Source organism: Bartonella sp. AS69XJJH (assembly GCF_042195585.1).
Classification (GTDB): Bacteria; Pseudomonadota; Alphaproteobacteria; order Rhizobiales; family Rhizobiaceae; genus Bartonella.
The window spans coordinates 63882-89111 of sequence record NZ_JBHIOO010000001.1 but is presented as its reverse complement, the minus strand read 5'-3'; the positions used below and the strand labels follow the sequence as shown (position 1 = coordinate 89111).

General features: G+C 38.8%; 23 protein-coding genes, 1 tRNA gene and 1 pseudogene. 16 read left to right on the top strand and 9 right to left on the bottom strand.

The features are described 5' to 3' along the window. The first annotated feature begins 5 nt into the window (after positions 1–5). The 6 genes from ACFIK6_RS00385 to mnhG are packed head-to-tail and all read left to right on the top strand — an operon-like array spanning position 6 to position 6057. The gene (locus ACFIK6_RS00385; RefSeq protein ID WP_375677267.1) at positions 6–2927 is read left to right on the top strand and encodes a monovalent cation/H+ antiporter subunit A; all 2922 of its coding nucleotides are present in this window, start codon (positions 6–8) and stop codon (positions 2925–2927) included. Continuing rightward, on the top strand, positions 2927–3268 hold the full coding sequence (locus ACFIK6_RS00380; RefSeq protein WP_375641225.1) for a Na+/H+ antiporter subunit C: 342 nt from the start codon (positions 2927–2929) through the stop codon (positions 3266–3268). The genes ACFIK6_RS00385 and ACFIK6_RS00380 overlap by 1 nt, the downstream gene beginning before the upstream one ends. Next, a complete protein-coding gene (locus ACFIK6_RS00375) occupies positions 3268–4890 on the top strand; it encodes a monovalent cation/H+ antiporter subunit D (RefSeq protein WP_375641223.1) in 1623 nt (540 codons plus the stop codon). Before ACFIK6_RS00380 ends, ACFIK6_RS00375 begins: the two co-directional genes overlap by 1 nt. Next, positions 4887–5369, top strand: a complete 483-nt coding sequence (locus tag ACFIK6_RS00370) for a Na+/H+ antiporter subunit E (protein ID WP_375641221.1) — start codon at positions 4887–4889, stop codon at positions 5367–5369. Before ACFIK6_RS00375 ends, ACFIK6_RS00370 begins: the two co-directional genes overlap by 4 nt. Then, on the top strand, positions 5369–5650 hold the full coding sequence (locus ACFIK6_RS00365) for a K+/H+ antiporter subunit F (protein ID WP_273790147.1): 282 nt from the start codon (positions 5369–5371) through the stop codon (positions 5648–5650). The genes ACFIK6_RS00370 and ACFIK6_RS00365 overlap by 1 nt, the downstream gene beginning before the upstream one ends. After that, a complete protein-coding gene (mnhG, locus tag ACFIK6_RS00360; protein ID WP_375641219.1) occupies positions 5647–6057 on the top strand; it encodes a monovalent cation/H(+) antiporter subunit G in 411 nt (136 codons plus the stop codon). Before ACFIK6_RS00365 ends, mnhG begins: the two co-directional genes overlap by 4 nt. Positions 6058–6073: 16 nt before the next feature. On the opposite strand, the gene ACFIK6_RS00355 is transcribed toward mnhG, so the two are convergent. The 4 genes from ACFIK6_RS00355 to ACFIK6_RS00340 all read right to left on the bottom strand — a co-directional run bounded on the left by ACFIK6_RS00355 (position 6074) and on the right by ACFIK6_RS00340 (position 9035). Next, complete coding sequence (locus ACFIK6_RS00355; RefSeq protein WP_375641218.1) at positions 6074–6466, bottom strand: MliC family protein; 393 nt, start codon at positions 6464–6466, stop codon at positions 6074–6076. A 17-nt stretch (positions 6467–6483) separates the two neighbouring features. Next, positions 6484–6879, bottom strand: coding sequence for an MliC family protein (locus tag ACFIK6_RS00350; protein WP_375641217.1), 396 nt, complete (start codon positions 6877–6879; stop codon positions 6484–6486). A gap of 415 nt (positions 6880–7294) precedes the next feature. Then, on the bottom strand, positions 7295–8428 hold the full coding sequence (aroB, locus tag ACFIK6_RS00345; RefSeq protein WP_375677266.1) for a 3-dehydroquinate synthase: 1134 nt from the start codon (positions 8426–8428) through the stop codon (positions 7295–7297). Beyond that, positions 8418–9035 carry a shikimate kinase gene (locus ACFIK6_RS00340; RefSeq protein ID WP_375677281.1) on the bottom strand — a complete coding sequence of 206 codons (618 nt, stop codon included), beginning with the start codon at positions 9033–9035 and terminating at the stop codon, positions 8418–8420. Before ACFIK6_RS00340 ends, aroB begins: the two co-directional genes overlap by 11 nt. A gap of 260 nt (positions 9036–9295) precedes the next feature. Between ACFIK6_RS00340 and ACFIK6_RS00335 the strand changes: the two genes are divergently transcribed. The 3 genes from ACFIK6_RS00335 (at position 9296) to ACFIK6_RS00325 (ending at position 12059) form a co-directional block, all read left to right on the top strand. Continuing rightward, positions 9296–10234: a site-specific tyrosine recombinase XerD gene (locus tag ACFIK6_RS00335; RefSeq protein WP_375641215.1), complete on the top strand. Its 939-nt coding sequence runs from the start codon at positions 9296–9298 to the stop codon at positions 10232–10234. A gap of 78 nt (positions 10235–10312) precedes the next feature. Next, positions 10313–11269 carry an acetyl-CoA carboxylase carboxyltransferase subunit alpha gene (locus ACFIK6_RS00330; protein ID WP_375641214.1) on the top strand — a complete coding sequence of 319 codons (957 nt, stop codon included), beginning with the start codon at positions 10313–10315 and terminating at the stop codon, positions 11267–11269. 40 nt (positions 11270–11309) lie between these two features. Further along, positions 11310–12059, top strand: a complete 750-nt coding sequence (locus ACFIK6_RS00325; RefSeq protein ID WP_375641213.1) for a L,D-transpeptidase family protein — start codon at positions 11310–11312, stop codon at positions 12057–12059. A gap of 1423 nt (positions 12060–13482) precedes the next feature. Here the strand turns inward: ACFIK6_RS00325 and ACFIK6_RS00320 are convergent. From ACFIK6_RS00320 to ACFIK6_RS00310, 3 genes are all read right to left on the bottom strand, one after another. After that, complete coding sequence (locus ACFIK6_RS00320; protein ID WP_375677265.1) at positions 13483–14544, bottom strand: CobW family GTP-binding protein; 1062 nt, start codon at positions 14542–14544, stop codon at positions 13483–13485. A gap of 405 nt (positions 14545–14949) precedes the next feature. Further along, on the bottom strand, positions 14950–16047 hold the full coding sequence (locus ACFIK6_RS00315; RefSeq protein ID WP_375656321.1) for a D-alanyl-D-alanine carboxypeptidase family protein: 1098 nt from the start codon (positions 16045–16047) through the stop codon (positions 14950–14952). A gap of 702 nt (positions 16048–16749) precedes the next feature. After that, on the bottom strand, positions 16750–17556 hold the full coding sequence (locus ACFIK6_RS00310) for a lysophospholipid acyltransferase family protein (RefSeq protein ID WP_375641210.1): 807 nt from the start codon (positions 17554–17556) through the stop codon (positions 16750–16752). A gap of 129 nt (positions 17557–17685) precedes the next feature. On the opposite strand from ACFIK6_RS00310, the gene thiD reads away from it, so the two are divergent. Further along, positions 17686–18540: a bifunctional hydroxymethylpyrimidine kinase/phosphomethylpyrimidine kinase gene (gene thiD, locus ACFIK6_RS00305; RefSeq protein ID WP_375641209.1), complete on the top strand. Its 855-nt coding sequence runs from the start codon at positions 17686–17688 to the stop codon at positions 18538–18540. A 767-nt stretch (positions 18541–19307) separates the two neighbouring features. Here the strand turns inward: thiD and ACFIK6_RS00300 are convergent. After that, a complete protein-coding gene (locus tag ACFIK6_RS00300; RefSeq protein WP_375641208.1) occupies positions 19308–19460 on the bottom strand; it encodes a hypothetical protein in 153 nt (50 codons plus the stop codon). 17 nt (positions 19461–19477) lie between these two features. Between ACFIK6_RS00300 and ACFIK6_RS00295 the strand changes: the two are divergent. Together ACFIK6_RS00295 and ACFIK6_RS00290 are read left to right on the top strand one after the other, a co-directional pair. After that, positions 19478–19612, top strand: a pseudogene (locus ACFIK6_RS00295) (tail protein X); the annotation flags it as partial. After that, a complete protein-coding gene (locus ACFIK6_RS00290) occupies positions 19612–20613 on the top strand; it encodes a phage late control D family protein (protein WP_375641436.1) in 1002 nt (333 codons plus the stop codon). The pseudogene ACFIK6_RS00295 and the gene ACFIK6_RS00290, both read left to right, overlap by 1 nt. Positions 20614–21116: 503 nt before the next feature. Here ACFIK6_RS00290 and ACFIK6_RS00285 read toward each other — a convergent pair. Beyond that, positions 21117–21191 (bottom strand) — tRNA-Gly (locus ACFIK6_RS00285). Between the two features lie 185 nt (positions 21192–21376). On the opposite strand from ACFIK6_RS00285, the gene ACFIK6_RS00280 reads away from it, so the two are divergent. The 4 genes from ACFIK6_RS00280 (at position 21377) to holA (ending at position 25145) form a co-directional block, all read left to right on the top strand. Further along, positions 21377–22354, top strand: a complete 978-nt coding sequence (locus ACFIK6_RS00280) for an ABC transporter substrate-binding protein (RefSeq protein ID WP_375641206.1) — start codon at positions 21377–21379, stop codon at positions 22352–22354. A gap of 62 nt (positions 22355–22416) precedes the next feature. Then, on the top strand, positions 22417–23313 hold the full coding sequence (locus ACFIK6_RS00275) for an ABC transporter permease (RefSeq protein WP_375641205.1): 897 nt from the start codon (positions 22417–22419) through the stop codon (positions 23311–23313). Next, positions 23306–24100, top strand: coding sequence for an ABC transporter ATP-binding protein (locus tag ACFIK6_RS00270; protein WP_375641204.1), 795 nt, complete (start codon positions 23306–23308; stop codon positions 24098–24100). The genes ACFIK6_RS00275 and ACFIK6_RS00270 overlap by 8 nt, the downstream gene beginning before the upstream one ends. Before the next feature lie 4 nt (positions 24101–24104). Beyond that, positions 24105–25145, top strand: coding sequence for a DNA polymerase III subunit delta (gene holA / locus ACFIK6_RS00265; RefSeq protein WP_375641203.1), 1041 nt, complete (start codon positions 24105–24107; stop codon positions 25143–25145). Positions 25146–25230 lie beyond the last annotated feature (85 nt).

Below are 25230 nucleotides of genomic sequence, written 5' to 3'. Positions count from 1 at the left end.
AAAGAATGACAACACGGGAAGCAATGTTGGTATTGCTCGTTTTGCTTCCCTTTGGTGGAAGTGCTGTCATTGGCTTTTTTCGTTCGACAGCAAAAAATAATGAAGCGTGGTTTGCTGGGATTGTTGCACTTTTCTGTCTTATTTTTACAATAATGCTTTATCCAGAAGTTCGCGGAAACCACATAGTGCGTTTAGATATTTCTTGGCTTCCAGAATGGGGGAGCGATTTGATTCTCCGTATAGATGGTTTGTCGTGGCTTTTTTGCTTGCTTATTACAGGAATTGGGCTGCTTGTTGTCATTTATTCGCGCTATTACATGGATCCAGCAGATTCTGTACCGCGTTTTTTTTCCTTTTTTTTGGCTTTTATGGGATCAATGACGGGAATAGTCTTATCAGGCAATCTCGTCTTTTTGGTTATTTTTTGGGAACTCACCAGTATTTTTTCTTTTTTGTTGATCGGCTATTGGTATCATAATGCAAGTGCGCGTGAGGGTGCACGTATGGCTCTAACAATCACAGGTTTTGGTGGTTTTGCCCTTTTTATTGGGGTTTTATTGATTGGGTATATTGTTGGCAGTTTTGATTTGGATAAGGTGCTGCAGTCTGGAGATATGATCCGGTCAAGTTCTCTTTATAGTCCTATCCTTATTTGTATTTTATTGGGAGGGTTAACAAAAAGCGCGCAATTTCCCTTTCATTTTTGGCTGCCCAATGCGATGGCTGCTCCAACCCCCGTATCGGCTTATTTGCATTCGGCAACAATGGTAAAAGCAGGATTGTTTTTGCTTGTTCGTTTATGGCCTGTGCTCTCTGGAACAGAATCTTGGTTTTGGCTGGTTGGTTTTTCAGGACTCTCAACTCTTCTTCTTGGTGCCTATTTTTCCATGTTTCAGCAAGATTTGAAAGGACTGCTTGCTTACTCGACTATTAGTCATCTTGGTTTGATTACCACGCTTTTAAGCCTTGGTAGTCCACTTGCTTGTGTTGCAGCGATCTTTCATATGGCCAATCATGCTACTTTTAAAGCTTCTTTATTTATGGCTGCCGGCATTATTGATCACGAGACGGGAACACGTGATATGCGTAAACTGTCAGGGCTTTATCGTTCTATGCCTATTACAGCAACTCTTGCTTTAGTTGCGAGTGCAGCGATGGCTGGGGTTCCTTTGTTGAATGGTTTTTTATCGAAAGAGATGTTTTTTGCTGAAGCTGTTGAAACGCATATGGAATCATGGCTCGATTGGATTGCTCCTTATGTGGCAACTCTAGCTAGTCTGTTTAGTGTGACCTATTCTATACGGTTTATTCATGGTGTTTTTTTAGGACCAAAGCCTGAAAATTTACCCAAGATTCCCCATGAACCACCGCATTTTATGCGTTTACCAATGGAGCTTTTGGTGTTTATTTGTTTAGCAGTTGGTATTTTTCCTAATTTAACAATAGGACCTATTTTAGATAATGCGGTCGGGTCTGTTTTAGGACCAATGACAATTCCTTATAGTTTGGCTGTTTGGCATGGGTTTAACACTCCATTAGTGATGAGTTTTGTTGCATTATTAGGAGGCGGATTGCTCTATGCTGTCGGGCATCGTTATTTTTTATCCTGTGATGATGGGGCTCCTTTTTTCCGTCACTTAAAGGGACCGCGTATTTTTGAACGCATTCTCGTGATTATTTCTTGGAAATGGGCACGTGCGGTGGAATCTGTTTTGTCAACACGCCGTTTGCAGATACAGTTGCACTGGATTTTTTGGGTGTGTTTTGCATTTGTTGGTCTTTTACTTTGGTGCGATGGGTTCATTTCAGTGGGGGCATTACCGCTTTTTCCAGTTGATATTCCTTTTCTCGCTCTTTGGTTGGTTGGCGGATTATGTGCGCTGTTAGTTGCTTGGCGAGCAAAGTTTCATCGTCTTGCTTCACTTATGCTTTTAGGAGGAGCTGGTTTGATGACTTGTGCAACCTTTTTATGGCTCTCTGCCCCTGATTTAGCAATAACACAATTGGTTGTTGAGGTTGTTACAGTCGTCTTATTATTGCTTGGTTTACGGTGGTTGCCTAAACGCTTGCATAATCCTACTCCAACGCCTGTTCATTTTTGGGTTCGCTTGCGTCGTATCCGTGATTTTATCATAGCTCTTGTGGGAGGTGCTGGTGTAGCATGGCTCTCTTTTGCAGTGATGACACGCCCTCAAGGTACAACGATTTCTGATTTTTTTCTAACACATTCTTACTCAGATGCTGGTGGTCGCAATGTTGTGAATGTGTTGTTGGTTGATTTCCGTGGTTTTGATACCATGGGAGAAATTGTGGTGTTGGGTGTTGTTTCCCTTACTGTTTTTGCCCTCTTACGACGTTTTCGTCCTGCGCCTGAGAGTATTGATGCGCCTTTTCAACAGCGTATTCAGAAAGCTTTTGATATAGCACAGCCTAATCGAAATGTAGGGGATACGGTGTTGAATTATCTTACTGTTCCTGCTGTCATTATGGGTTGGTTTTTTCCGGTTATTATCGCTTTTGCAGTTTATTTATTCATGCGAGGGCATGATCTGCCAGGAGGCGGATTTGTCGGTGGTATTACTTTGGCGATAGGATTTATTTTACAATATCTTGCACGCGATATTCGGTGGGTAGAAACACATTTGAGAGTTTTACCTTTGCGTTGGATAGGCTTTGGCTTATTGTTGTCAGTCGTAACGGGGATGGGCTCTTGGTTTTTTGGATATCCTTTTTTAACATCCTTTTTTCGATATATTCATCTTCCGTTAATTGGAAAAGTTCCCATGGCATCTGCTTTTTTGTTTGATTTTGGTGTGCTTTCTCTTGTGTTAGGGGCAACTGTTCTCATTTTAATTGCACTTGCACACCAGTCAATTCGGAGTTACCGAATCGGTAAGAAACCTGTTTTAAAAGAGAAGAAAAATTAATGGAAATTGTTCTTTCTTTAGGTATCGGTGTTTTTGTTGGATCAGGTATTTGGCTTGTTTTGCGTCCACGTACTTTTCAAGTCATTCTTGGTTTGTCTTTGATCTCCTATGGTGTGAATCTTTTTATGTTTTCAATGAGTAGACCGCGTAGTAATGCTGCCCCAATTGTTGATCCTAACACTGTTATTAATCCAGCTAATTATGTCGATCCTCTCCCACAAGCCTTAGTTTTAACTGCGATTGTGATTGGTTTTGCAACAACAGCTTTATTTTTAGTTATTCTTCTGGTTTCACGTGGTTTAACGGGTTCTGATCACGTTGATGGACGTGAGGTGCAATAATGGAAGTAGGCGTGCATCATCTCCTTATTTTGCCTATTCTTTTGCCGTTAATCACTGGAGCACTTCTTCTTTTTTATGATGAACGTCGTGCAAAATTTAAATCATTCATCAGTCTTTCTTCTGCTGGACTGTTGGTCGTTACTGCCATTTTATTGGTTATGCGTACTCTTGAAATAGCACCGGCTTGCGATGTTTATCGACTTGGCAATTGGCCTTCTTCCTTCGGAATTGTTTTAGTCCTTGACCGCTTAAGCGCTATGATGCTTTTACTTTCCAGCTTGTTGGTGATTAGCGTGTTGGTTTTTGCGCGGGCTCATTGGTACAAAGCTGGTTCTCATTTTCAGTCACTGATGCAATTTTTTATGGTGGGGATAAATGGCGCTTTTTTGACCGGCGATTTATTTAATTTATTTGTGTTTTTTGAAGTTATGTTAACGGCTTCCTATGGGCTTGCTTTGCATGGTTCTGGTCAGACACGCGTGCGCGCAGGGTTGCATTATGTCGTGGTTAATCTTGTTGCTTCATTATTTTTTTTAGTTGGTATAGCGCTCATTTATGGAGTCGTTGGTACTCTTAATATGGCCGATTTGGCTGTTAAAATAAAATATATATCTTCTACAGATATTGTTTTGTTCGAAATAGGTGTTGCACTTTTAGGTATTGCTTTTTTGCTTAAAGCGGGTATGTGGCCGCTTAATTTTTGGTTGGTGCCAACTTACAGTGCAGCAGCAGCGCCGGTTGGAGCTTCTTTTGCACTTTTGAGCAAGGTTGGTATTTATGTTATTTTACGCTTAACGCTGCTATGGTTTGGTCCTGAAAGTGTGTATTTTAACCATTTTGGTCATACGGTTTTGTTTTATGGTGGGCTTGCCACTATGATTGTTGGTTTTATTGGGGTATTAGCGAGTCAAGTTTTGGTGCGTTTGGCAGCTTATAGTGTCCTTGTCTCTTCTGGTACATTGTTGGCTGCGATCGGGATCGGCAATGCAGCACTGACAGCAGGCGCACTTTTTTATATTGTTTCTTCAACTTTAGCACTGGGAGCTTTTTTTCTTTTGGTAGAGTTGGTTGAACGCTGTCAAGATGTGGCTGCTAATGTTCTTGCTGTTACAATGGAGGTGTATGGTGACGATGAAGAGGAGGAAGAGGATGAAGTTGGTACCTATTTTCCAGTAACCCTAGCAATTCTTGGAGCGTGTTTTGGTATCTGTGCCATTTTGATTGTTGGGTTGCCACCTTTTTCTGGTTTTGTTGCTAAACTTATGATGTTCATGGCAATTTTAAACCACAGTAGAGAGGATTTTTCTGCTTCTCTTCCAGTTTACCAAGATTGGCTTTTTGTTGTTTTTGTCACTCTTTCTGGTTTTGCGGCTTTGATTGCATTGACACGAACGGGTATCCGAACTTTTTGGGTTTCTCTTGAAGGGCGCGTTCCCCGTGTGCAGGTGATAGAATTTGCACCTATTGCCGTTCTCCTTGCTTTGTGTTTTCTTATAACAATTGTAGCCGGTCCTGTTAGTCATTATATGTCTGAAACCGCTAAGTCTTTGTATGAACCTCAAAATTATATTGAGGGCGTTTTAACGGATTTTTCTCTCGAAAATAGGGAGATGAATAAATGAATCGTTTTTGTCCTTCCCCCTTTTTCAGCGGTGTCATTGTCCTTATGTGGCTTATTTTAAATGGTTTTAGTTTAGGGCAATTGCTTTTAGGGATTTTAACCGCTTTGTTTTGTGGTTGGATGATATGGCTTCTGGAGCCAGAGAAGGCTGTTATTAAAAGCTGGAGTGCGGTTTTTCGTCTGGGTTTTCGAGTATTTATAGATTCTATATTCTCAAATGTTTCGGTGGCTTGGTTTGTTTTAACAAAGAGGTCTCGAGAGCAGAAATCTGGTTTTATTGTAGTACCTCTTCTGCTTCATAATCGCACTGCTTTGGCTATTTTAGCATGCATCCTTTCGGTAACTCCTGGAACGGCTTGGGTTGCCTATAATAGTAAAAAGGGTGAACTTTTGCTCCATGTCTTAAATTTTAAAAATGGGTATGATTACAAACAGTTGATCAAACAACGGTATGAGCAATTGCTTTTGGAGATTTTTTAATGAGTATGGTGATTCTTTATTGGGGGCTTTTCTTTTCACAGTTTTTTTTAAGTTTAGCGGTGATTTTCGCGCTGTTTCGGTTGATTCGTGGTCCGCGGGCGCAGGATCGGATTGTTGGTTTGGATGCTCTTTATATAACCACTATTCTTTTATTTCTTACATTCGATATCCGTTCAGGAACAACCATTTATTTCGTAGCAGCTCTCATTATTGGGTTGTTGGGTCCTGTCTCGAGTATTGCTTTGGCGAAATTTCTCATGCGGGGGGAGATTATTGAATGAAAGATGATGTATCGCTTGTAGTTGCTATTGCTATCACAGTTTTCTTAATATTAGGGTCTGGACTGACTCTGATCGCAACGATAGGCTTGGTGCGTTTTTCCAATTTTTATAAGCGTTTGCATATGCTTTCAATATGTACGAGTTGGGGCGCTTATAGCATTCTCATTTCTTCATTTCTTTATTCAATATTTGTGGATCATTATTTTGCTTTTCATGAAGTTTTGCTGATGTTTTTTTTGTTTTTAACAGCACCAGTAGCTTCTATGTTGCTTTCACATACAGCAGCTTATCGACATCATTCAGAAGAACAGTCAGAAAAACCGCTGGCTCTTTTATCACACCAGACGGAGGAAAAATTATCCATGTCAGAAGGAACATCAAGCGATGAGAGCCAGCGCGGTTCTTGAAATGTAAGAACCTTCCTTATTCTGTGCTTTTTTCTTCTACACAGTGGATGGGCTTTTCTTCTTTTGGATCATTAATAAGATCGTAAAATATGGCTTCATTTTTAGTTACCCACCAAATGTATTGACCACCCACATATTTTCCTCCAGAAGCGGCAATTACATTAGAACCAATGATGCGCTTATCGTTCCATTTTAAATCAACAAGCGCAATATTGCCAGCATTATGATAAGTTGCCTCAACATGCTCTTTGCTTGTTCCCATATCGCATTGATAGGAGACGGTCTCTGTTGTTGGTTCTAGATCATCTGGTACTTCAATGACTAAAGAACTTGCTAATGCATTAATTGAACCTAGGAGGAACACACTTAACGTAATGAAAAATTGTTTAGTAAAAGAAATTTTTTTCATAATATTTCCCGTGTTATTTAAAATAATAATGTTGACTCATCTTTACAGAGGATAGGTGTTTTTTCTTCTGGATCCTGAGCAAGGTCATAAAGCGTGACTTCGTTGTTCTTCTCCCACCAGATATACTGAGCTCCTGCAAATTTTGCTCCTGTCGCAGCGATGACATTAGCAGCAATGACGCGATCACCTTTCCATTTGAAATCAACCAACGAAATATTGTCAGCATTAAGATAGACTGCCTCAACGCGTTCTTTAGTTGTTCCAGTATCGCATTGGTAGGTAACAGTCTGGGTTGTTGGTTCTGGATTATCTGGTACTTCAATGATTAAAGAACCAGCTAAGCTATTGTTTGAGCTGAAGAGCGATAAACTTAAAGCGGTGAAAAATCCTAAAAAGTGTAAAGTTTTTTTCATGATGCTTCCCTATATTCCTATATTGCGCACAAAGAATAATTGATTGATACGATGGTGTCTACGGCAGGATTCGAACCTGCGACCCCAGGATTCATACCACTTCGATTTTCACCGCCAGCCTTATCGACTGTTTGTGGTCTGGACTGTCTCTTCACCTTGAAGCTTTTAGCTCTTTAGGTGCTGCCCGTTCAGTCTCTACACCTTTCTCTCATTTTAAGAGAGACTTGGCTCGGGATTGGCATATAGTTTCCCATGAAGCTTTCCCCGAATTTGAGCAGATCCACTTTGAGGATTTCTCCTTAAAGTGCCCAATTTCTTTAGGAATCCTGTGCTCTATCCTACTGAGCTACGCAGACATCATCATATTTAACCTTTAATAGAAGTATAAAAACGAATCAATTATATTCAATATGAATTAACGGATTTCTGCTAATTTTTGTTCCAGAAAAGTCAAAACTGCATCTGGTGAAACATTTTTTGCAATAAATGATTGACCAAGTCCGCGTGTTAAGATGAAGGTCAAATTGTTTTGAGAAACTTTTTTATCTTGAGCAATGAGAGTCATTAAAGTTTCAGAATCTGGTAGAGACCCTGGGATATCCTTTAATTGTGTAGGTAATCCTATAGATTTGAAGTGCGCTTCAATGCGTTGTGTAAGTGCGGGGCTTATTAAATTTAGTTGAGCAGAAAATTGATGCGCTAGAATCATTCCAATTGATACAGCTTCACCGTGAATTAAACGTTTTGAGTCATAAGCGGTTGCTGTTTCAAGCATGTGTCCAAATGTATGGCCGAGATTTAAGAGTGCGCGCTCTCCTGTTTCGTGTTCGTCACGTGCTACAATGTCAGCTTTAAATTGGCAGGAGCGGACAATGGCCTCTGTTCGCATAGGGCCATTAGAAAAGACTTCTTGTCCATTTTTTTCAAGCCATTCAAAAAAATCAGGCTGGTTAATGAGTCCATATTTGACCATTTCCGCGTAACCAGCACGAAATTCGCGCAGCGATAGGGTATCAAGGACACAGGTGTCAGCAATAACGCATTGCGGTTGATAAAAAGTACCAATAAGATTTTTGCCATATCGGCTGTTGATGCCTGTTTTTCCACCGACAGAGGAATCAATTTGTGCAAGAAGCGTTGTGGGCATTTGAATGAAGTTCATACCACGGCGGATTATACTTGCAGCAAATCCTGCTAAATCGCCAATGACACCACCGCCAAAAGCAATAACACAGTCGCCTCTTTCTAAACGCGCGGCAAGAATTTGATCGATGACAACTTGCAGGGTTGAAAATGATTTTGATTGTTCTCCCGCTTCTACAATAATAGGGATAGTATGAATGTTATTTTTTGTTAACTCTGCTTGTAGTATCTCCAAATGAAGGGACGCGACATTTGTATCTGTAACAAGTGCCAAGCGCGTTGGATGAGGATCTTTTTTGTTAAGAGCATTTTTAATCTGTGAAGCAGCTTGTGCAATTAGACCCGGACCAATGATGATATCGTAACAGCGTTTGTCCAGTTTAACGGTGACTGTTTTAGTTTGCATGCTGGTTATCCCTATTGTTAATTTCTGTGTATAGGTAGTGCTGTACAGATCGTATAACATTTTGTGCTACGGTATGACGGCTTTCTTTATGGCTGTTAATTGTTAAATTTGCCTTTTCATAGATAGGATAACGCTGTTCCATGAGTTTTTGCATGGTTTCTTTAGGATTGGCTGTTTGAAGCAGGGGGCGTGTTGGGTGCTTTGAGACACGTTGCATGAGGATATCAAGATCGACTTTTAGCCATATGGATATACCATTTTTGTGAATGGCTTTTCGGATATTTTCATTTATGTAGGCACCACCACCTGTTGCTAAAACAAGGGGACTTTTTTTCATGAGGTTTAGAATAACACGCTGTTCAAGAGCACGAAATTCGGATTCACCATAAATTTCAAAGAGTTCAGTGATTGTCATTTGTGCAGCTTTTTCAATTTCTTGGTCAGAATCATAAAAGGGTAAACGAAGCATGGTGGCAACGCGTTTTCCGATCACTGATTTGCCTGCCCCCATAAGACCAACAAGGACAAGAGCTCTTTTATCAAGGGACGATAAGAGCTGATTCTTTATTTGTGTTATGGGAACGCGTTTTGGTCGATTGCTTTTCATAACTTTATTTCGGCATTTATCCATCTTAAAGTCAATTCCTGTTAATCTTTGTGAGGCATAATACAAGATAGAATATTTTTGGGTAGGTTATTGTCTTATGCCAACATTGACCAGATTTTTGATGATTCTTTTCATTTTGCTTTCTGTTCTTTTCATTATAATGGGTGCTCTTGTGGTTTGGGTTGAACCAGTAAGTGTGGATATGTACATTGATGTTCCCTTGGATTCATGGAATCTTTCTACAGAAGCGAATCAATGAAATGAAAAGTGGTGCTGTGATAGATCATTTTCTTGAGATGATGAGCGCGGAGAGAGGGGCTTCACCTCATACGCTTGCGGCTTATCAGCATGATTTGCAGTGGGCACAAGACGAATTGTCTTCACATTCTGTTTCGCTTTTTTCAGCACAAAAAGAAGATTTAATTACCCTTTTGTCGCTTATGCATACTTTTGGTTTTGCGGCATCTTCGCAAGCGCGACGTTTATCGACTTTGCGTCAGTTTTATCAATTTCTTTATGCTGAAGGGTTGAGAGCAGATGATCCCTCTCATGATATTGATGCACCTCGTCAGGGGCGTCCTTTGCCCAAAATCATGAGTGAAGATGCAGTGATAAAATTGCTTGATTTGGCACAGTTGGAGGTTAATCAAGCAGATTATGGGTCCAAAGAGTATTTCCGTTCACTGCGTCTTCAGCTATTGATTGAAATGCTGTATGCAACGGGTTTGCGCATCAGTGAATTGGTGAGTTTGCCGGTTCAGTCTGTTCGAAGGAAGGAGTACAGCGTTTTGGTTCGTGGTAAGGGCAAAAAAGAACGAATGGTGCTGTTATCAAAAAAAGCATGCCAAGTGCTTTTACAGTGGTTGGATTTGCGTGATCATGGGAAGGATGCCGCAAGTCCTTATCTTTTTCCTGCGCATTCCGAGACAGGATATATTGCTCGTCAAGTCGTTGCGCGGGAGTTGAAAAATCTCGCTAGAAGAGCAGGGGTAGAAAGTGATAGCTTTTCTCCCCATGTGTTGCGCCATGCTTTTGCTAGCCATCTTTTGCAAAATGGTGCTGATTTGCGTGCAGTTCAACATTTGTTAGGTCATTCTGATATTTCTACTACTCAGATTTATACCCACGTGTTGGAAGAGGGACTTTATCGTTTAGTCAATGAGCATCATCCACTTGCCGATGAGCAAAAGGCTCGTTAAAGAAAAGGTGATGTTTTTGAAAAAGACTTTATAAAGCAAATTATAAGTGTATAAGTGACACTGAATGAGTTGGTACAAATGTATAATTATCTTGATTTTGAAAAACCCGTTGCTGATCTTGATGGGAAAATTCTTGAATTAAAAAAAATTTCTCAGGAAAAAGGCAGTCTTGATATGAGCGATGAGATTGCTCGTCTTGAAGCGCGATCTCAAACAGCGTTGCGCGATATTTATAAAAAATTATCGCCGTGGCAAAAAACACAAGTCGCTCGTCATCCTGATCGTCCCCATTTTATGGACTATTCTAAACGCCTATTGAGTGATGTTACGCCTTTGGCCGGAGATCGCAAGTTTGCTGAAGATGAGGCTATTCAAGCGGGGTTTGCACGCTTTAAAGGTGAGGCCGTTGCTTATATCGGTCAAGAGAAAGGTCACGATACGCAAACACGTTTGCGTTATAATTTTGGTTCTGCACGTCCAGAAGGCTATCGTAAAGCTGTACGTATTATGGAAATGGCTGACCGCTTTGGTTTGCCTCTCCTCACTTTTATTGATACAGCAGGTGCTTATCCTGGGGTAAGCGCTGAAGAACGTGGGCAAGCGGAAGCAATTGCTCAATCAACAGCTGCAACTTTGCGCCTAAAAGTTCCTGTGGTTTCCGTTGTTATTGGAGAAGGCGGTTCTGGAGGGGCGATAGCAATCGCGGCTGCCAACAAAGTTTATATGTTGGAGCACGCAATTTATTCTGTTATTTCACCAGAAGGAGCAGCTTCTATCTTATGGCGTGATCCAGCTCGTGCAAAAGATGCTGCAATGAATATGCGTATTACCGCTCAAGATTTGTATCGCTTAAAGATTATTGATGGCATTATTTCGGAACCTTTAGGGGGAGCGCATCGTGGCAAAGAGATTGTCATTGATGCAACGGGTGATGTTATTTCAGAGGCTTTAAAAGCTATGACTGGAAAAGATGGTGAAGCTCTTAAACAAGAGCGAAGGGAAAAATACCTTCAAATTGGTCGATCTCTAACATAGGTTATTTTTTATGAGGGGTGTTGGATTGGAGTTTTATTCGATGACATTTAGCAGATTCCTCGCTGTGTGTGTGTTGGTTGTAATGGGAATATTGACGGCATGTGAAGGAAGATTACCAGCTTCTATTCGTGCCAAAGTTGAGCAGCCGTTGCCGCAAGAAATCCGGAATAGAATGGCTTTGTATGATATTGATCCTTATGCACCAATTGTAATGCGATTTTTCAAGGAAGAAAATCTTGCTGAAGTTTGGAAACAATCTCGTTCAGGACCTTTTATCTTGGTTGCTCGCTATGGCATTTGCAAATGGTCTGGTAAGCTTGGACCTAAATATAAAGAAGGGGATCTGCAGACACCAGAGGGTTTTTATACTATTAGCGCAAACCAAATGAATCCTTATTCAAAATATTATCTTTCTTTTAATATAGGATTTCCTAACCTTTATGATCAGGAAAATGGTCGCACAGGAAGCAATCTTATGGTGCATGGTTCTTGCTTTTCCGCAGGTTGTTATTCTATGAGTGATAAGAACATGGCTCAGATTTATGCGTTTGCACGGGATGCTTTTAAAGGAGGACAAAGAGAGTTTCAGTTGCAGGCTTTTCCTTTCCGCATGACCGAGGATAATATGTCACGTCATAGCAATGATCCTCATTATCAATTCTGGGTTATGCTTAAGAAAGGTTATGATTTTTTTGAAAAAAATCGTCAACCTCCAACTGTTGAAGTTTATGGAAAACGTTACGTTTTTAATCGCGATATTGATAAAACTTCAGTTTCTCTAATACAGTGAGTGTTAGAGTATCCTGCTGCACCGTAAACACTATCACTTATAAATGGCGATACAGGATATGCAAAAACTTTACGCATAAGGTTTTTAAGTGAGTAGTCAATATTCTAAAGCGCAGAGTTTTTTCATAGAGCCTTACGTGAGTAAATCAGATGAAGTGGGAAGCCAAGAGGAATTTTCTCAAAGAAGTTGGATTGTTTGCACATCGGCACTGGTTTCAATCTTCGTTTTTAGTGAAGAGTAAGTTAACATAAAATGTACCTCTCTTTTTTATTTCTCTCAAAGAGTTTTATTCTTTCATGCTGCTATATAAGATACATTCACATATTTTAAAATGCGATATTGCCTCTGTCTGATTTTGGTTTTTTGCCTCAACAGGGATTTTGATTTCAATTAGCTGGAGTAAATCATAGAGTTGAGCAGAATATTTTAGAGCCAAGAATTTGTCCAATCGGTTTGTGAAATGAATCACATGAAGTGGTTTACAGATGAAGTGCATTTAGAGAGAAAACAATCTGATTACAGATTGATGGATATTAAATTTTTCATCATAACAATTTGATTTATAATAATTTATCATTTTGCAATTTGAGTTGATGGACTCAATATCATCAGATTCTTTTATCTTAAAATCTGTTTATGATGAATTAATCGAAACCGTTTTTTGCACGCCATAAAATTGGATTGGTATGTGAATAAAACTCTTAAAGAAAGGAGTACAGATATTTCTCGTGAGTACTCTAAAGTACCAAGGTTTTCTAAAGCATTTTCAACTGGCAAGAGCATGAGGCTACCAGCTTGCATATTTATGGAGTAAAGATGAAGAATGGGGCTTATATGTTTTATGGAGAATTTTGTATTATATTATTTATGGGTAGCGTCTTGAAATAGGGATGATGCGTATTGAGAGACGGTGTTTTTAAATGAATGCGTGAATTCGTGATACAATGATGTTCTATTTTGTGTGAGGGCGATTATTTTACAAATAAAGGTAATATGTTAGCGCTGGAGTGTTTTACTACGTGGTCATTTTGCGTCATGCGGTTTTGTAAGAGAGCTAAAAAGTTTCAATTGTGGTAGTCTATGGAGATTTTGCCGTCTAGTGAAAAGGTACGAATAATTTTATGGGAGGCATTATGGTGTAGAAAGCATTGTTAAAAATGTGTATTTTCTTATTTTTTATTTCATTATGTGAATAAACTTGAATAGGAATATTTATGAAAGGTTTTTATAAATTTATAATATATTGATTATAAAGATAATTTAGTATTATTCAACTTAAATTAGAACCCTGAATACCGTAAGATTCTCTCATTTCAACATTGGCGATTAGCAAAGTGCTTTATGGTGTCGGTTTGCTCCTTTAAAAGCATAAAGATGGTGGTGCCAATGAATTTAATGTTGTATCATTGAAGGGGAGAAAAAATTAAAATTTTATTCCTGGAATGACCAGAGGGTTTTCTAAGAGAGCTGTTTTGTCTGCAGTATCTATTGCTGGTTTATTAAAAAAAGCATTAAGGAGTTTTTGTATTGCTTCTTTTTCAACACCATCGGCAATGATGACAAAACGTGTTTGTTTTATTCCTTTTGGCCATTCGGGCAATCTTATGGGAGGATAAAAAAATGCTTGTACGCCATGTAATATAAGTGGGCGATAAGGGTCATCACGCAATGCGATAATTGCTTTAATACGTAATAATTTTGTACCATAACGCTCTTGTAGAATATCTAAAAAAGCTTCAATTGTGGCGTAATCAACAGGACCTTCACAGTTTAGTGAAAAGGTACGAATGGTTTTATGGGGGGTATGATTATGTGGGGTGGTCGTAAGATTTTGTTTAAGTTTTGTATTTTCTACTTTTTCATCCCATAATGTGTTATTTATTAATAGATTTGAACAGAAATCTTCAGAATGGGCGTCAATGATTTGTGCTGTAGGATTCATTGTTTTAAGTGTGTTAAGGAGTGTATCTGAAAGCGTTTGTGGGTCTCTAAGATCTGTTTTGGTGAGAATAATTTTATCAGCAAATATTAATTGTTTATATATTTCAGGATAGCGCTCACATATGGAAAGTGTGCTTAATGTATCAAATGTTGCAAGAACAGCATTTATAGACAATGTTTGAATAAATAACGGGTGGCTTAAAAGTATTTGTAAAATAGGGGCGGGATCAGCCATCCCTGTGGTTTCAATGATAATATGATGGAGTTGTTTGATCTGTCCTGTCTGAACGCGATTTATTAAATCAATTAATGTATCGATGAGATCACTACGTAAATTGCAGCATAAGCAACCATTGGCAAGCTCAATAATTCCTTCTGTCGTTTTTTCAACTAGAAGGTGATCAATACTGATTTCACCGAATTCATTGATGATAATAGCACATTCTCTTAAAAGAGGGTCTTGTAGCATACGGTTGAGCAAAGTTGTTTTGCCAGAGCCTAAAAAACCAGTAATAAGCGTGAGAGGGATGCGCTTTATTTTCATGTTAATCATCAATCATGGTTTTGTTTAAAAAAACATATCTTAGTACGTCTAACCAATTTATAATGGTATTCACGAGGGATATAATGGTCAATCTCCTATGAATCCATTGTACCACTATCTTTACGCTTATAAGGTTAAGTGCACATGGTATATCATACACTTTTTAGCGTCAATGTTATGATAATTCTTGGTTCTTGAAAGGACTTATAGGAAGAATTTTTATTCTTTGTTTTTATTATTTTATCTACATGTTCATCCACCTTGTGGCGCGCAAGTGACTGGTTTTTATTGATTCAACAAATACAGATTTGAAATGAGAGAATTTTACATACTTGTGGTGCTGACATAAGGTACAAAATAATTAATTTATCATTATAAATCAAAGTATTATAATGAATTGTAAGGTTATGATTTATGGTTTTTTATAGAATGGTTTGCGTGCCTTTTATACGGAATATAGGGTTTTCTTAGTGGTTTTACTGTCATTTTAGGTGTTTGTGGCGTACGAATGAGGTGTACTGATAAAGGATGAGAAAAAGAAGGTGGAGCAGTGATAAAAGGAGAAGTGAGAATAATATTTCCTTGATCATCATATGAATTTGCATGCATTTTTATGGCTTCAGGTGTGCATGTTTGTTGTCTCATATTGTTGGCTTGTGTTATGTTGCTCCCATAAGGTTTTAATGTTGCTAGTGTTAATTGGGGGCTTCCTTGGTGCAAAAATCCTATTTCAAGAAGTTGTGCAGCTTTTTCTTCTCTTTCACTTATGTTGTTAGCACCCAGAATGACAGCAATAATTGTACGTTTATTGCGGGTGGCTGAGGCAACAAGATTAAAACCAGAGGCACAAATAAAGCCTGTTTTCATACCGTCTATTCCATAAAAACGGCCAATGAGATTGTTTGAGTTATGCTGGATTTTTCGATTATTACCAAAATCAATGGCTGGAATAGAAAAATAATGAGCATATTGTGGAAATTCTCGACGTATTTGAACAGCTAAGAGAGCAATATCGCGTGCCGTGGAGTAGTTTTGAGGGTCTGGTAAACCACTTGCGTTCGCAAAATGGGTGCCAAACATGCCTAAACGTTTAGCTTCGCTATTCATTTTACGTACAAAATCTTTCTGTGAACCTGCAACAGCTTCACTCATGGCAATGGCCAAATCATTGGTCGATTTAACCATGGTGATACTTAAAGCTGTATCAAGTGTGAGTACAGAACCAGCTTTATAGCCTGAACGATATGAGGGAGCTTTTGCGGCGTAGTCGCTGATGGTGATATGTTTGTCTGGTGAAATTTCCCCTCGGCTCATGGCACGAAAAATAACATAAGCGGTCATTAACTTTGTCAAGGAAGCAGGATACCAACGCTCAAAAGCTTGATTATGTTTTAAGATATGCCCCGTTGTAACATCAACAGAAATAAAAGGCTGCGCTTGAGCAACAGCGCTGGATAAAATCAAAATGAAAGAAAAAAATAAATTATAGAAGAGACGTTGCATTAATTTAAATTGAGTTCCCTCTTATTCGTTATTTAGAATTGTTTTAATGTAGCACACAAAGCTTTTAAGTCTAGGATAGGGAGGAAAGATGGTTAATTGCTGTATCCGTTGTGTCTCAGAGATAAAAACCAACACTCATCTTTTATTTTCCCCTTGAATTTGGTTTGATGACTTAAGCATCTCAAGAAATACTTTTTAAATGATGAAGATTGTGCAGGATTTCAGATATTTGGGGGGATTTATGTTTCTCAGGAAGAAACAAATCGGCATAATCATACATTTTTCTTGTCCTCCTGTTAGAATAGCCCTTGGCACTTGAGATTGAGACGGTTCGTAAAAAGAATTTTAATCTTTTCTTATATCATTTTATTCACATGAGGTATCCTCGCTTGTAATGTGCAAGCAAATGGTTCTAATTGATTCAACATCAAATAGATTTGAAATGAGAGAATCTTACGGTATCCAGGATTCCCATTCAAGTTGAAAGGCTATAAAATATCATTGTAAATCAATGTGATGTATGTTTTTTAAATGATTTTAAAGAGAGGAAGAATTCTTTCTCAAAAAAAATTCACACATTGATCATTTTTTTGTAATGTACATGTGTTTTATAATTTTGAATTAGAAAGTTTGAGGTATCTTTCTTATATTTTTTTCCATATGCTGCGTTTAATATACAAAGTGATACGTTATTCTGACCAATTAGTGCATTGTTTCATGATGATTTAGTTTTTGAAGCTTCTGAACAGCGTATGGTGGCATAGGGGGAGGGGTAGGATCTTGAGCTGCTAAGAGAAGCAGTTCATCACACGCTTTTTCAGTTTTTTGGACAAGTTGATCTAGAAAATCACGTTTGCTTAAACCAGCCTCTATCGGGGGAAGAATACGGACACGAATTGTTCCGGGATAACGGCGAAAATTATTGCGTGGCCAATATAAACCCGCATTGTGTGCAATAGGGACAACTTGAAGTCCTAATTCATTATAGAGCGCGACAATTCCTGACTTATAATCTGGTTCTTGACCGGGTTGTCGGCGTGTTCCTTCGGGAAAAATCAAGATTTGGCGCCCTTGTTTTACTTTCTCTTTTGCTTTTTGTATAACCATTTTTAAGGCTTTGATGGGTGTTGTACGGTTAATGGGGATAATTTGTGTTTTTGCCATATACCAGCCAAACAATGGAATCCACATCAATTCACGTTTTAAAATGAGAGTGGGATCATCTAAATAGGGAACAAGACTGAAAGTTTCCCAAGCCGATTGATGCTTTGGAGCAATGATATAGGCTCCTTTGGGAAGATTTTCTAAACCTTCAATCTCATAACTTGTACCTGCGATGTATTTTTGCAAAAAGAGTGTAACGCGCGCCCATGTTTTAGGGACAATCCATGCCTTTTTGCGGGGCATTAAAAAATAAACGGGAGCGTAAAGAATCATTTGTATGAGAGTTGTTGTATAAAAAGCGAACGTAAAAAGAATAGAACGAAGGATAAGCACTACATTTTCCATTTTATATCTATAAGAAGACTTCATATATAATATAACTCACATGAGAAAACATCTTCTTTATGTTTTTTCAAACATCTATTTTTTCGGTAACTTATTTTCCGATATTTAAAAACAGAAGGAAAGAGGTTGATGGAATTACAAAAAGATAAACTTTTTATTCCACGGATTTTATCTATTGCGGGAACAGATCCTTCTGGTGGCGCTGGAATGCAGGCGGATTTGAAGGTTTTTTCAGCTATGAAAACTTATGGTATGAGTGTGGTTACAGCTGTTGTTGCACAAAATACTCAGGGTGTGCGTTCTTTTCAGGCATTAGATGCTTCTTTTGTTGCAGATCAAATTGATTCTGTTTTTGAGGATATCCATGTTGATGCCGTTAAAATTGGTATGGTTGCAAATGCTCAGATTGCACAGGTTATTGCAGAGCGTCTTGCTTATCATAAAGCGCGTTTCATTGTTTTTGATCCGGTTATGGTTGCAAAAAGTGGTGATGTTCTTTTAAAGTTTGATGCAATTGAAATTATGCGTGACGTTCTTGTGCCGATGTCAACTTTGATCACGCCAAATTTGCCTGAAGCTGCACTGTTATTGGGAGGTGAAGTGCAATGGTCTTTAGAGACTATGTATCAATATGCCCCACGACTTTTGGCGCTAGGGTGTCATGCAGTTTTGTTAAAAGGGGGACATTTGAATACGCTTAGCAGAAATAGTACAGAAAATTACGATTGTTCTAGTCCAGATCTTTATTGTGATTGTGAAAACCTTGTTGTGCTTGAAGCTTCTCGTCTTTCAACCACTCATGATCACGGGACAGGGTGTACCATTTCTGCCGCTATTGCAGCTCTGTTACCTACCCAACCTTTGGATTGCGCTGTTAAACAAGCAAAAGATTATTTGCATGGCGCTTTAACTGCTTCAAATGCTTTAAAAGTAGGGAAAGGGCGAGGGCCGCTTCATCATTTTTATGCATTATGGAAAGATTAATACAACAATTGATTGTGAAAAATCTTCACTTTATGAATTTGTTTCGTCATTATATGCTGTTTTGGACTTATGACTGATAAGTATTAGCGCATTGTAGTTTAACAGTTATTTTGTATTAAGAAGGATGAGAAAAATGTTATAATTTGCTTCTTTTATATATTTTTTAAGACTAATGTACCCTGTTTCAGAGGCAATTTTGAGTATAAAAAAGAAAGCTAGGAATTGTAAAATCAGAATTTGATAGCAAAAAGGATAGAAGGAAAGACCTTTTACAAAGTGATATTGAAGTTGGCTGATCCCACTATATTTGCTGTTTATTATATTGGTTGAAAAACAGAATGAGCCAAAATCGGTATCAAAATTATTGAATATATCTAACATTGATTTTTTCTATTAATTGACTAACAGAGTAACTATCTAAAAAATATGATGCAACTGTATTTTTAAATATTTGCTTTCGAGTTCTTCATAAATATGAGTAACAAACAGTAAATTATCGATCATATCAAATAAAAAAATTCACTTGTTAAGCTTAGATCTGTGATAGATATCTTTTTTAAGACAATGACCCTGAAAATCATGAAAGTAAGAAAATTTGAGTGAGTCATTTGAAATAATTATATTTGTAATAACTGCTGTTAGCTTTTCACTATCAGTATTAAAGGAGATTGGCTAAACTTTCTTGGTTGTATAGATTTGTTTTCTATATTTGAGTTTTGCTGAAAATAATAAATTCTCTTGTAGATTAGCAAAAAAAGAGTTCATAGCTAAACCGCTATGTGTTTATTGGAACAAACTTTGAATTCACCAAATTTTATAAAACCCAATTTTTTATAAATGCCAATTCCCTCGTGAGAGGCTTGCATACCAATAACATGATATTTCTTTCTTTTTAAATGCTCAATAGCAATTTTTGTCATTACTATTCCAATACCTCTTTTTAGAAGCTACATTGGAAGCCAATCCAGAGATTGCCCAATATGGTGTGCTTTTACCGCGGGGCTTGAAGGTCATTCTGCCTGAATTTGTGTTGTCTAATCCCCAAAGCACGGTGAAGCGACTATGGGATTAATGCGTACACACCCCTTTATTGTGGTCAAGGTGGGAGACAAACCTGTTCACGCGGTTTTTTACCAACGTCTTTTAACCGCAACCATTACGGACCATGCCGGTAATGAAGCCGATACATTTGAAGCAGAATTTGATGATAACGGCAATGATTTAGAGGTTCCACAGAGCAACAGTGCGCTCCAGGTGATCTTTGGCTATGAGAACAGCATCAGTGCTTTTATGGGGTGTTTTGTTGTCGAATCGGTTGTAAATTGTGGGGGCAGTGATGGAGAGATTTTGCGCCTTTGTGGTAAAAGCGCCTCGATGCGTAAAGAGCTCAAAGAACAGATGAGTGAACATTTTGATCACAAAACTGTTGGGGAGATTGTTGAGACACTCGCCAAACGCCATGGCTATCAAGCAAAGGTCAGTCCCCAGTTCACTAAAAAACCTTTGCCTTATGTGATTCGTACGGATCAATCGGCTGTTGATTTTTTAACCCGCCTTGCCGACCGCATGCAGGCACGTTTTTTGATCAAGGACAATAAGTTTTTGTTTTTAAGCGGAGATAATTTACCAGCACTCCAACTTCATAAACACGACTGTTCCAACTGGGAGTTCACGTTAGAGCCACGCACGCAATATGGCGCCATTGAAGCTTCTTATTTTGATCGCTCAAAAGGGCAACAATGCCAAGTCAAGCATCAGACAGGATTTAGCGGTCCCGTGCGGCGTTTACGGACTTGTTACACTTGTGAGGAAGAGGCTTTGGCTGCTGCTGCTTCCGAGTCGGATAGGTTGTGTCGTGCTGTGGGCAGTGGTTCTTTGATCCTTGCGGGGCGCCCCGAAATCATGGCGGACCAACCTCTTTTATTGCAAGGGTTTCGTGGGCAAATCAGTGGTCCATGGAAAGCTTCTACCGTCACCCACCGCTATGAAAAGCAAAGCGGATATACCACAGAAATCACACTTGAAGCACCAAACAAGGGAAACAAAACAGGAGAAAAGGAAACCTCTGAGTGACAGAAAATCAAAGGGTCAACTTGATCCTTTGATCGGTGATGATGAACATTTAGAGCATTTGGTGCAAGCTGCACCAATTGCTAAAAGGAGCAATAGGATCAACTTGACCGAATTGCTTAAACATTTCTCTCTTTAATAATGTGCTTAGAATACAGAAAAATTATCACTCAATTTATTTTAAAAGAGGTCACTGCATCTTATAAATTAAATGCCGCGTCTCAAATAATCCGATTCTGGCTCAAGAACTCATCATCTCAAATTGCGACTTTTAGAGGAAGAAAAAAAGATTCATGGAAGAGGTTTTAAATGATCTTTGAAAGACCTTTGAAGATCCTTTGAAAACACCTTTAAAACTCTTTGAGAAAAAATAAATTGCTACAAAACCTAGTGGCAAAATATACAAAACCCGCTGGCAAGCTACACTGGCAAGCTACGTACATACAGCTACAACAACCGATGACAAGCTATAACTCCACACAAGAACGAATAAATACAAAATTCAATGGAGCGGGCGATGGGATTCGAACCCACGACCCCAACCTTGGCAAGGTTGTGCTCTACCCCTGAGCTACACCCGCTTACCGATTCGATATATGTCCTGTCTGTATGGCGTAGGCTTCTACGAATTGCAACAAAAAAATATCATTTTAGTTTGATTTATTTTGTCCATGTTTTAATAAAATGAAATAAAGATTGATTTTAGAAGATTCTTCAGTAATAGATTATTCCTTTTTTAATTTTGCATAGAGAGGGGTGGAGTATAATGTTGAAGAGAATAAATATATTAGGGATTATCATTGCAGCTGTTTTTATGATGAACAGTGTTGCAAAAGCGGATGACCAAGTTAAACACATTAAAGTTGCACTCACACAAATTATGATTCATCCTGCTGCGGATGCTGTTCGTAAAGGTGTGGAAGATGTTCTTGCAGAAAATGGTTATAAGCAAGGTGAAAATTTTCAACTTACTTTTTTATCAGCACAGGGCAATATTTCAACAGCAACGCAAATTGCACGTAAATTTGTTGGTGATAAACCTGATGTTATTGTAGCGATTACCACGCCTTCAGCACAAACAATGCTTGCGGCAACAAAAACAATACCTATCGTCTTTGCGGCGATTTCTGATCCGATCGGAGCTAAAATCGTTTCTTCGCTTACCAAACCTGGCGGTAATATGACGGGGAGTTCTGATCGTATAGATGTTGCAGAAAGTGTTAAACTTTTACAAGAAGTAAAACCAAATTTGAAAAAAATAGGTTATCTCTATAATGCTTCTGAAGCAAATTCTGTTTCAACACTTAAAGTGTTAAAGGATGTAGCAAAAAAGGTTGGAATTGAAATCATTCCTTCATCAGCACCAAAACCTTCAGATGTCCAAGCAGCAACACGGGCTTTAATCGGTAAAGTAGATATCATTTTTATTCCCGCTGATAATACGGTTCTTTCTGTTTTGGAGGGTGCAGTAAAGGTCTCACAGGAAGCAAATGTTCCTATATTTACTGTTGATGCTAATACTATTGGGCGCGGTCCCTTTATGACGCAAGGTGTGAATTTCTATGATGTAGGGGCTGATGCTGGGAAGTTGGTTGTGCGTATTCTAAAGGGTGAAAAGCCTGGTGATATTGATGTTGTGCAGGCGGCTAATAATGACATTCGAATTGATATGAAAGCAGCAGAAAAAGCGGGGATTGTTATTCCGCAGGCAGTTATTGATCGTGCGACAAAAGTGATACGATAACTTTCATTGATAGGATATTGATACAATAAAATACGTTAAGTTTTCATGGGGATTGTCTTTACATGAATATATTTGCGTTTTCTGGCGCTGTGGAATTAGGTCTTATTTATGCGTTTGTGGCTATAGGGGTTTATCTCTCTTTTCGTGTTTTGGACTTTCCTGATTTAACAGTTGATGGCTCATTTCTTCTTGGGTCTTGTGTCTGCGGCGTCTTGATTCTTTTAGGTTTTAATGCATGGGCAGCTATGGCATGTGCTTTTTGTGCAGGCATGGTAGCTGGTTTATTAACAGCTATGTTGAATTTGCGTTTTGGTATTTTGAATCTTTTGGCTTCCATTTTAACAATGTCAGCACTCTATACGGTTAATCTTCGTATTATGGGAATTATGGGAGGATCTAATGTTAATTTAGCGCTTGCTGATACGGCGTTAACGCCCTTTTATAATCTGTTTGGTTTGTCTGATATTTTTGTGCGTCCTCTTTTCATTGGTACTGTATTGCTGATTATGGCGTTTTTGATTTGGCGTTTTTTGGAAAGTGAAATTGGTCTTGCTATGCGTGCAATGGGAGCTAATCCACGCATGGCGACGGCGCAAGGGGTCCATACGTCGGCGTTAATTTATTTTGGTATGGGGCTTTCAAATGCCTGTGTTGCACTTGGTGGTTCTCTTTATATTCAAACTGCGATTGCAACGGATATTACCGGTGGAATTGGAACAATTGTTTTTGGGTTGGCAGCTGTGATTATCGGTGAAACTCTCTTTCGTACGCGTAATATTTTTTGGATTATAATCAGCTGTATTGTGGGATCTGTGCTTTATCGTGTGGCGGTACAATTTGCATTTGAAGCAAATGGAATTGGTATTGATACGTCGACAGATCTTCAGTTGATTACTTCACTGTTGGTTATTTTAACCCTTATTGTGCCACGCTATTTTAGGAGGCGTAAACGTGATTGAGTTTTCTCATGTTGGGGTTACATTTAAACCGCAAACACCTTTGGAAAAACAGGCTTTGATTGATATTAACCTTAAAATTGATCAGGGTAGTTTTGTTACGGTTATCGGTTCAAATGGCGCTGGTAAATCAACCTTGCTCAGTGTTTTAGCGGGTGCAACGCTTCCCTCAACAGGGAAAGTGGTTATCAATGGCCAAAATGTTTCTAGGCAATCAGTCAGTGAACGCGCTGGAAAGGTTGCTTGTGTTTTCCAAGATTCTTTAATAGGCAGTTGTGGTTCTTTAACAATTGAAGAAAATTTGGCTCTTGCTGCTCTTCGAGGAAATCGTCGAGGTTTGCGCTCGGCTTTAAACCATGAGAAACGGCAATTTTTTCGAGAGAAAATTGCTCAATTAGGCATTGGTCTTGAAGCATATATTCATAATCCTATGGACAGTTTATCAGGTGGGCAACGTCAAGCTGTTTGCCTTGTGATGGCAACATTAGCCCATGCGGATGTTTTATTGCTTGATGAACATACCTCAGCGCTTGATCCTGGAATGGCTGATTTTGTGATGCGATTGACTGAAAAAATCGTTGAAGAGAAAAAATTAACGACTATCATGGTGACTCATTCTATGCGTCAGGCTCTTGATTATGGCGATCGCACCTTGATGTTGCATGGTGGAAAAGTGATTTTGGATGTCTGTCATGAAGAGCGTAAGGGCTTGGATGTCAATGATTTAATTGGCATGTTTCAGAAAGTTCGCGGGGAAGTTCTTGATGATGATGAACTGTTAATGGATTAATAGTGTGGTTCAGAAAAAAGCACATGAAGTTGATCAGTTTTTAATGCGTTTTTCGCGTGTTTTTCCTGTTGTTCTCATTTATGGGCCAGATCGTGGTCTTATTTGTGAGCGTGCACAACGTTTTGCAAAACTTACACAGGTAGCAATAGAAGATCCATTTTCGACAATTCGTTTGGATGCTGCTGAAATTGATAAAGATCCCGCACGTTTGGAAAATGAAGCGCGTACGTTATCGCTTTTTGGGGGAGATCGTTTGATATGGATCTCTAATGCTGCTAACCAAAAAGGTTTTCTTTCTGCCTTGAAGCTTTTAATTGAGAAGCCACCAGAGGCTTGTTTTATTCTCATTGAGGCTGGGGATTTAAAAAAAGGAACAGGGTTGCGCAATGCTGTTGAGACGGCATCAAAAGCAATGGCTTTGCCCTGTTTTGCAGATGATATGCGTTCTCTTGACGGTTTGATTGATGAGGTTTTGGGACAGTTTAAGAAGACTCTTTCTTTGGATGCACGTAGATGGTTGCATGAAAGTTTAGGGGCGGATCGCCTTGTATCACGAGGTGAATTAGAAAAGCTTTGTCTTTACGCTGCAAATGTTCATATTACTCTTGAAGATGTAAAAGCTGTTGTAAGCGATGTCAGTGCTCTTTCTCAAGATGAAGTCATTGATGCTCTTTTATTGGGTGATATATCAGGCTTTGAAGCGCATTTTAACCGACATGCAGCAGTGCATGGGGCGCTTTTTTTTATTTTGAATACAGCTCAAAGGCATTTTCAGCAATTACAGCTATTGCGTTATCAGGTAGAGGTTGAAGGAAAATCACCTTTTACGGTGGTTTCTCAAGCGCGGCCTCCCATTTTTTTTCAACGGAAAAAGATCGTTGAACAAGCTTTAAAATATTGGAAGTTAGAACAAATTTCTTATGCAATGGAAAGAATTCAGAGTGCTGTTTTAGACAGTCGTAAAAATCCACTTTTGGGCGAGGCTATCATTCGTCAAGTTTTGTTAGGGCTTACAATTATTGCACGACGCCAGATGGCAGCTTAACAGTTTAAAAATATGATGGTTTTTTATTTTTAGTACGCCACAGAGGTATTTTCAGCAATTAAAACTTTTGTGTTAATCAAGTGGA

What these genes read in the sequence shown, in the direction of transcription:
- ACFIK6_RS00385 (WP_375677267.1), top strand. Translation starts at nt 6, where the DNA reads ATGACAACACGGGAAGCAATGTTGGTATTGCTCGTTTTGCTTCCCTTT.
- ACFIK6_RS00380 (WP_375641225.1), top strand. Translation starts at nt 2,927, where the DNA reads ATGGAAATTGTTCTTTCTTTAGGTATCGGTGTTTTTGTTGGATCAGGT.
- ACFIK6_RS00375 (WP_375641223.1), top strand. Translation starts at nt 3,268, where the DNA reads ATGGAAGTAGGCGTGCATCATCTCCTTATTTTGCCTATTCTTTTGCCG.
- ACFIK6_RS00370 (WP_375641221.1), top strand. Translation starts at nt 4,887, where the DNA reads ATGAATCGTTTTTGTCCTTCCCCCTTTTTCAGCGGTGTCATTGTCCTT.
- ACFIK6_RS00365 (WP_273790147.1), top strand. Translation starts at nt 5,369, where the DNA reads ATGAGTATGGTGATTCTTTATTGGGGGCTTTTCTTTTCACAGTTTTTT.
- mnhG (WP_375641219.1), top strand. Translation starts at nt 5,647, where the DNA reads ATGAAAGATGATGTATCGCTTGTAGTTGCTATTGCTATCACAGTTTTC.
- ACFIK6_RS00355 (WP_375641218.1), bottom strand. Translation starts at nt 6,466, where the DNA reads ATGAAAAAAATTTCTTTTACTAAACAATTTTTCATTACGTTAAGTGTG.
- ACFIK6_RS00350 (WP_375641217.1), bottom strand. Translation starts at nt 6,879, where the DNA reads ATGAAAAAAACTTTACACTTTTTAGGATTTTTCACCGCTTTAAGTTTA.
- aroB (WP_375677266.1), bottom strand. Translation starts at nt 8,428, where the DNA reads ATGCAAACTAAAACAGTCACCGTTAAACTGGACAAACGCTGTTACGAT.
- ACFIK6_RS00340 (WP_375677281.1), bottom strand. Translation starts at nt 9,035, where the DNA reads ATGAAAAGCAATCGACCAAAACGCGTTCCCATAACACAAATAAAGAAT.
- ACFIK6_RS00335 (WP_375641215.1), top strand. Translation starts at nt 9,296, where the DNA reads ATGAAAAGTGGTGCTGTGATAGATCATTTTCTTGAGATGATGAGCGCG.
- ACFIK6_RS00330 (WP_375641214.1), top strand. Translation starts at nt 10,313, where the DNA reads ATGTATAATTATCTTGATTTTGAAAAACCCGTTGCTGATCTTGATGGG.
- ACFIK6_RS00325 (WP_375641213.1), top strand. Translation starts at nt 11,310, where the DNA reads ATGACATTTAGCAGATTCCTCGCTGTGTGTGTGTTGGTTGTAATGGGA.
- ACFIK6_RS00320 (WP_375677265.1), bottom strand. Translation starts at nt 14,544, where the DNA reads ATGAAAATAAAGCGCATCCCTCTCACGCTTATTACTGGTTTTTTAGGC.
- ACFIK6_RS00315 (WP_375656321.1), bottom strand. Translation starts at nt 16,047, where the DNA reads ATGCAACGTCTCTTCTATAATTTATTTTTTTCTTTCATTTTGATTTTA.
- ACFIK6_RS00310 (WP_375641210.1), bottom strand. Translation starts at nt 17,556, where the DNA reads ATGGAAAATGTAGTGCTTATCCTTCGTTCTATTCTTTTTACGTTCGCT.
- thiD (WP_375641209.1), top strand. Translation starts at nt 17,686, where the DNA reads ATGGAATTACAAAAAGATAAACTTTTTATTCCACGGATTTTATCTATT.
- ACFIK6_RS00300 (WP_375641208.1), bottom strand. Translation starts at nt 19,460, where the DNA reads ATGACAAAAATTGCTATTGAGCATTTAAAAAGAAAGAAATATCATGTT.
- ACFIK6_RS00290 (WP_375641436.1), top strand. Translation starts at nt 19,612, where the DNA reads ATGCGTACACACCCCTTTATTGTGGTCAAGGTGGGAGACAAACCTGTT.
- ACFIK6_RS00280 (WP_375641206.1), top strand. Translation starts at nt 21,377, where the DNA reads ATGTTGAAGAGAATAAATATATTAGGGATTATCATTGCAGCTGTTTTT.
- ACFIK6_RS00275 (WP_375641205.1), top strand. Translation starts at nt 22,417, where the DNA reads ATGAATATATTTGCGTTTTCTGGCGCTGTGGAATTAGGTCTTATTTAT.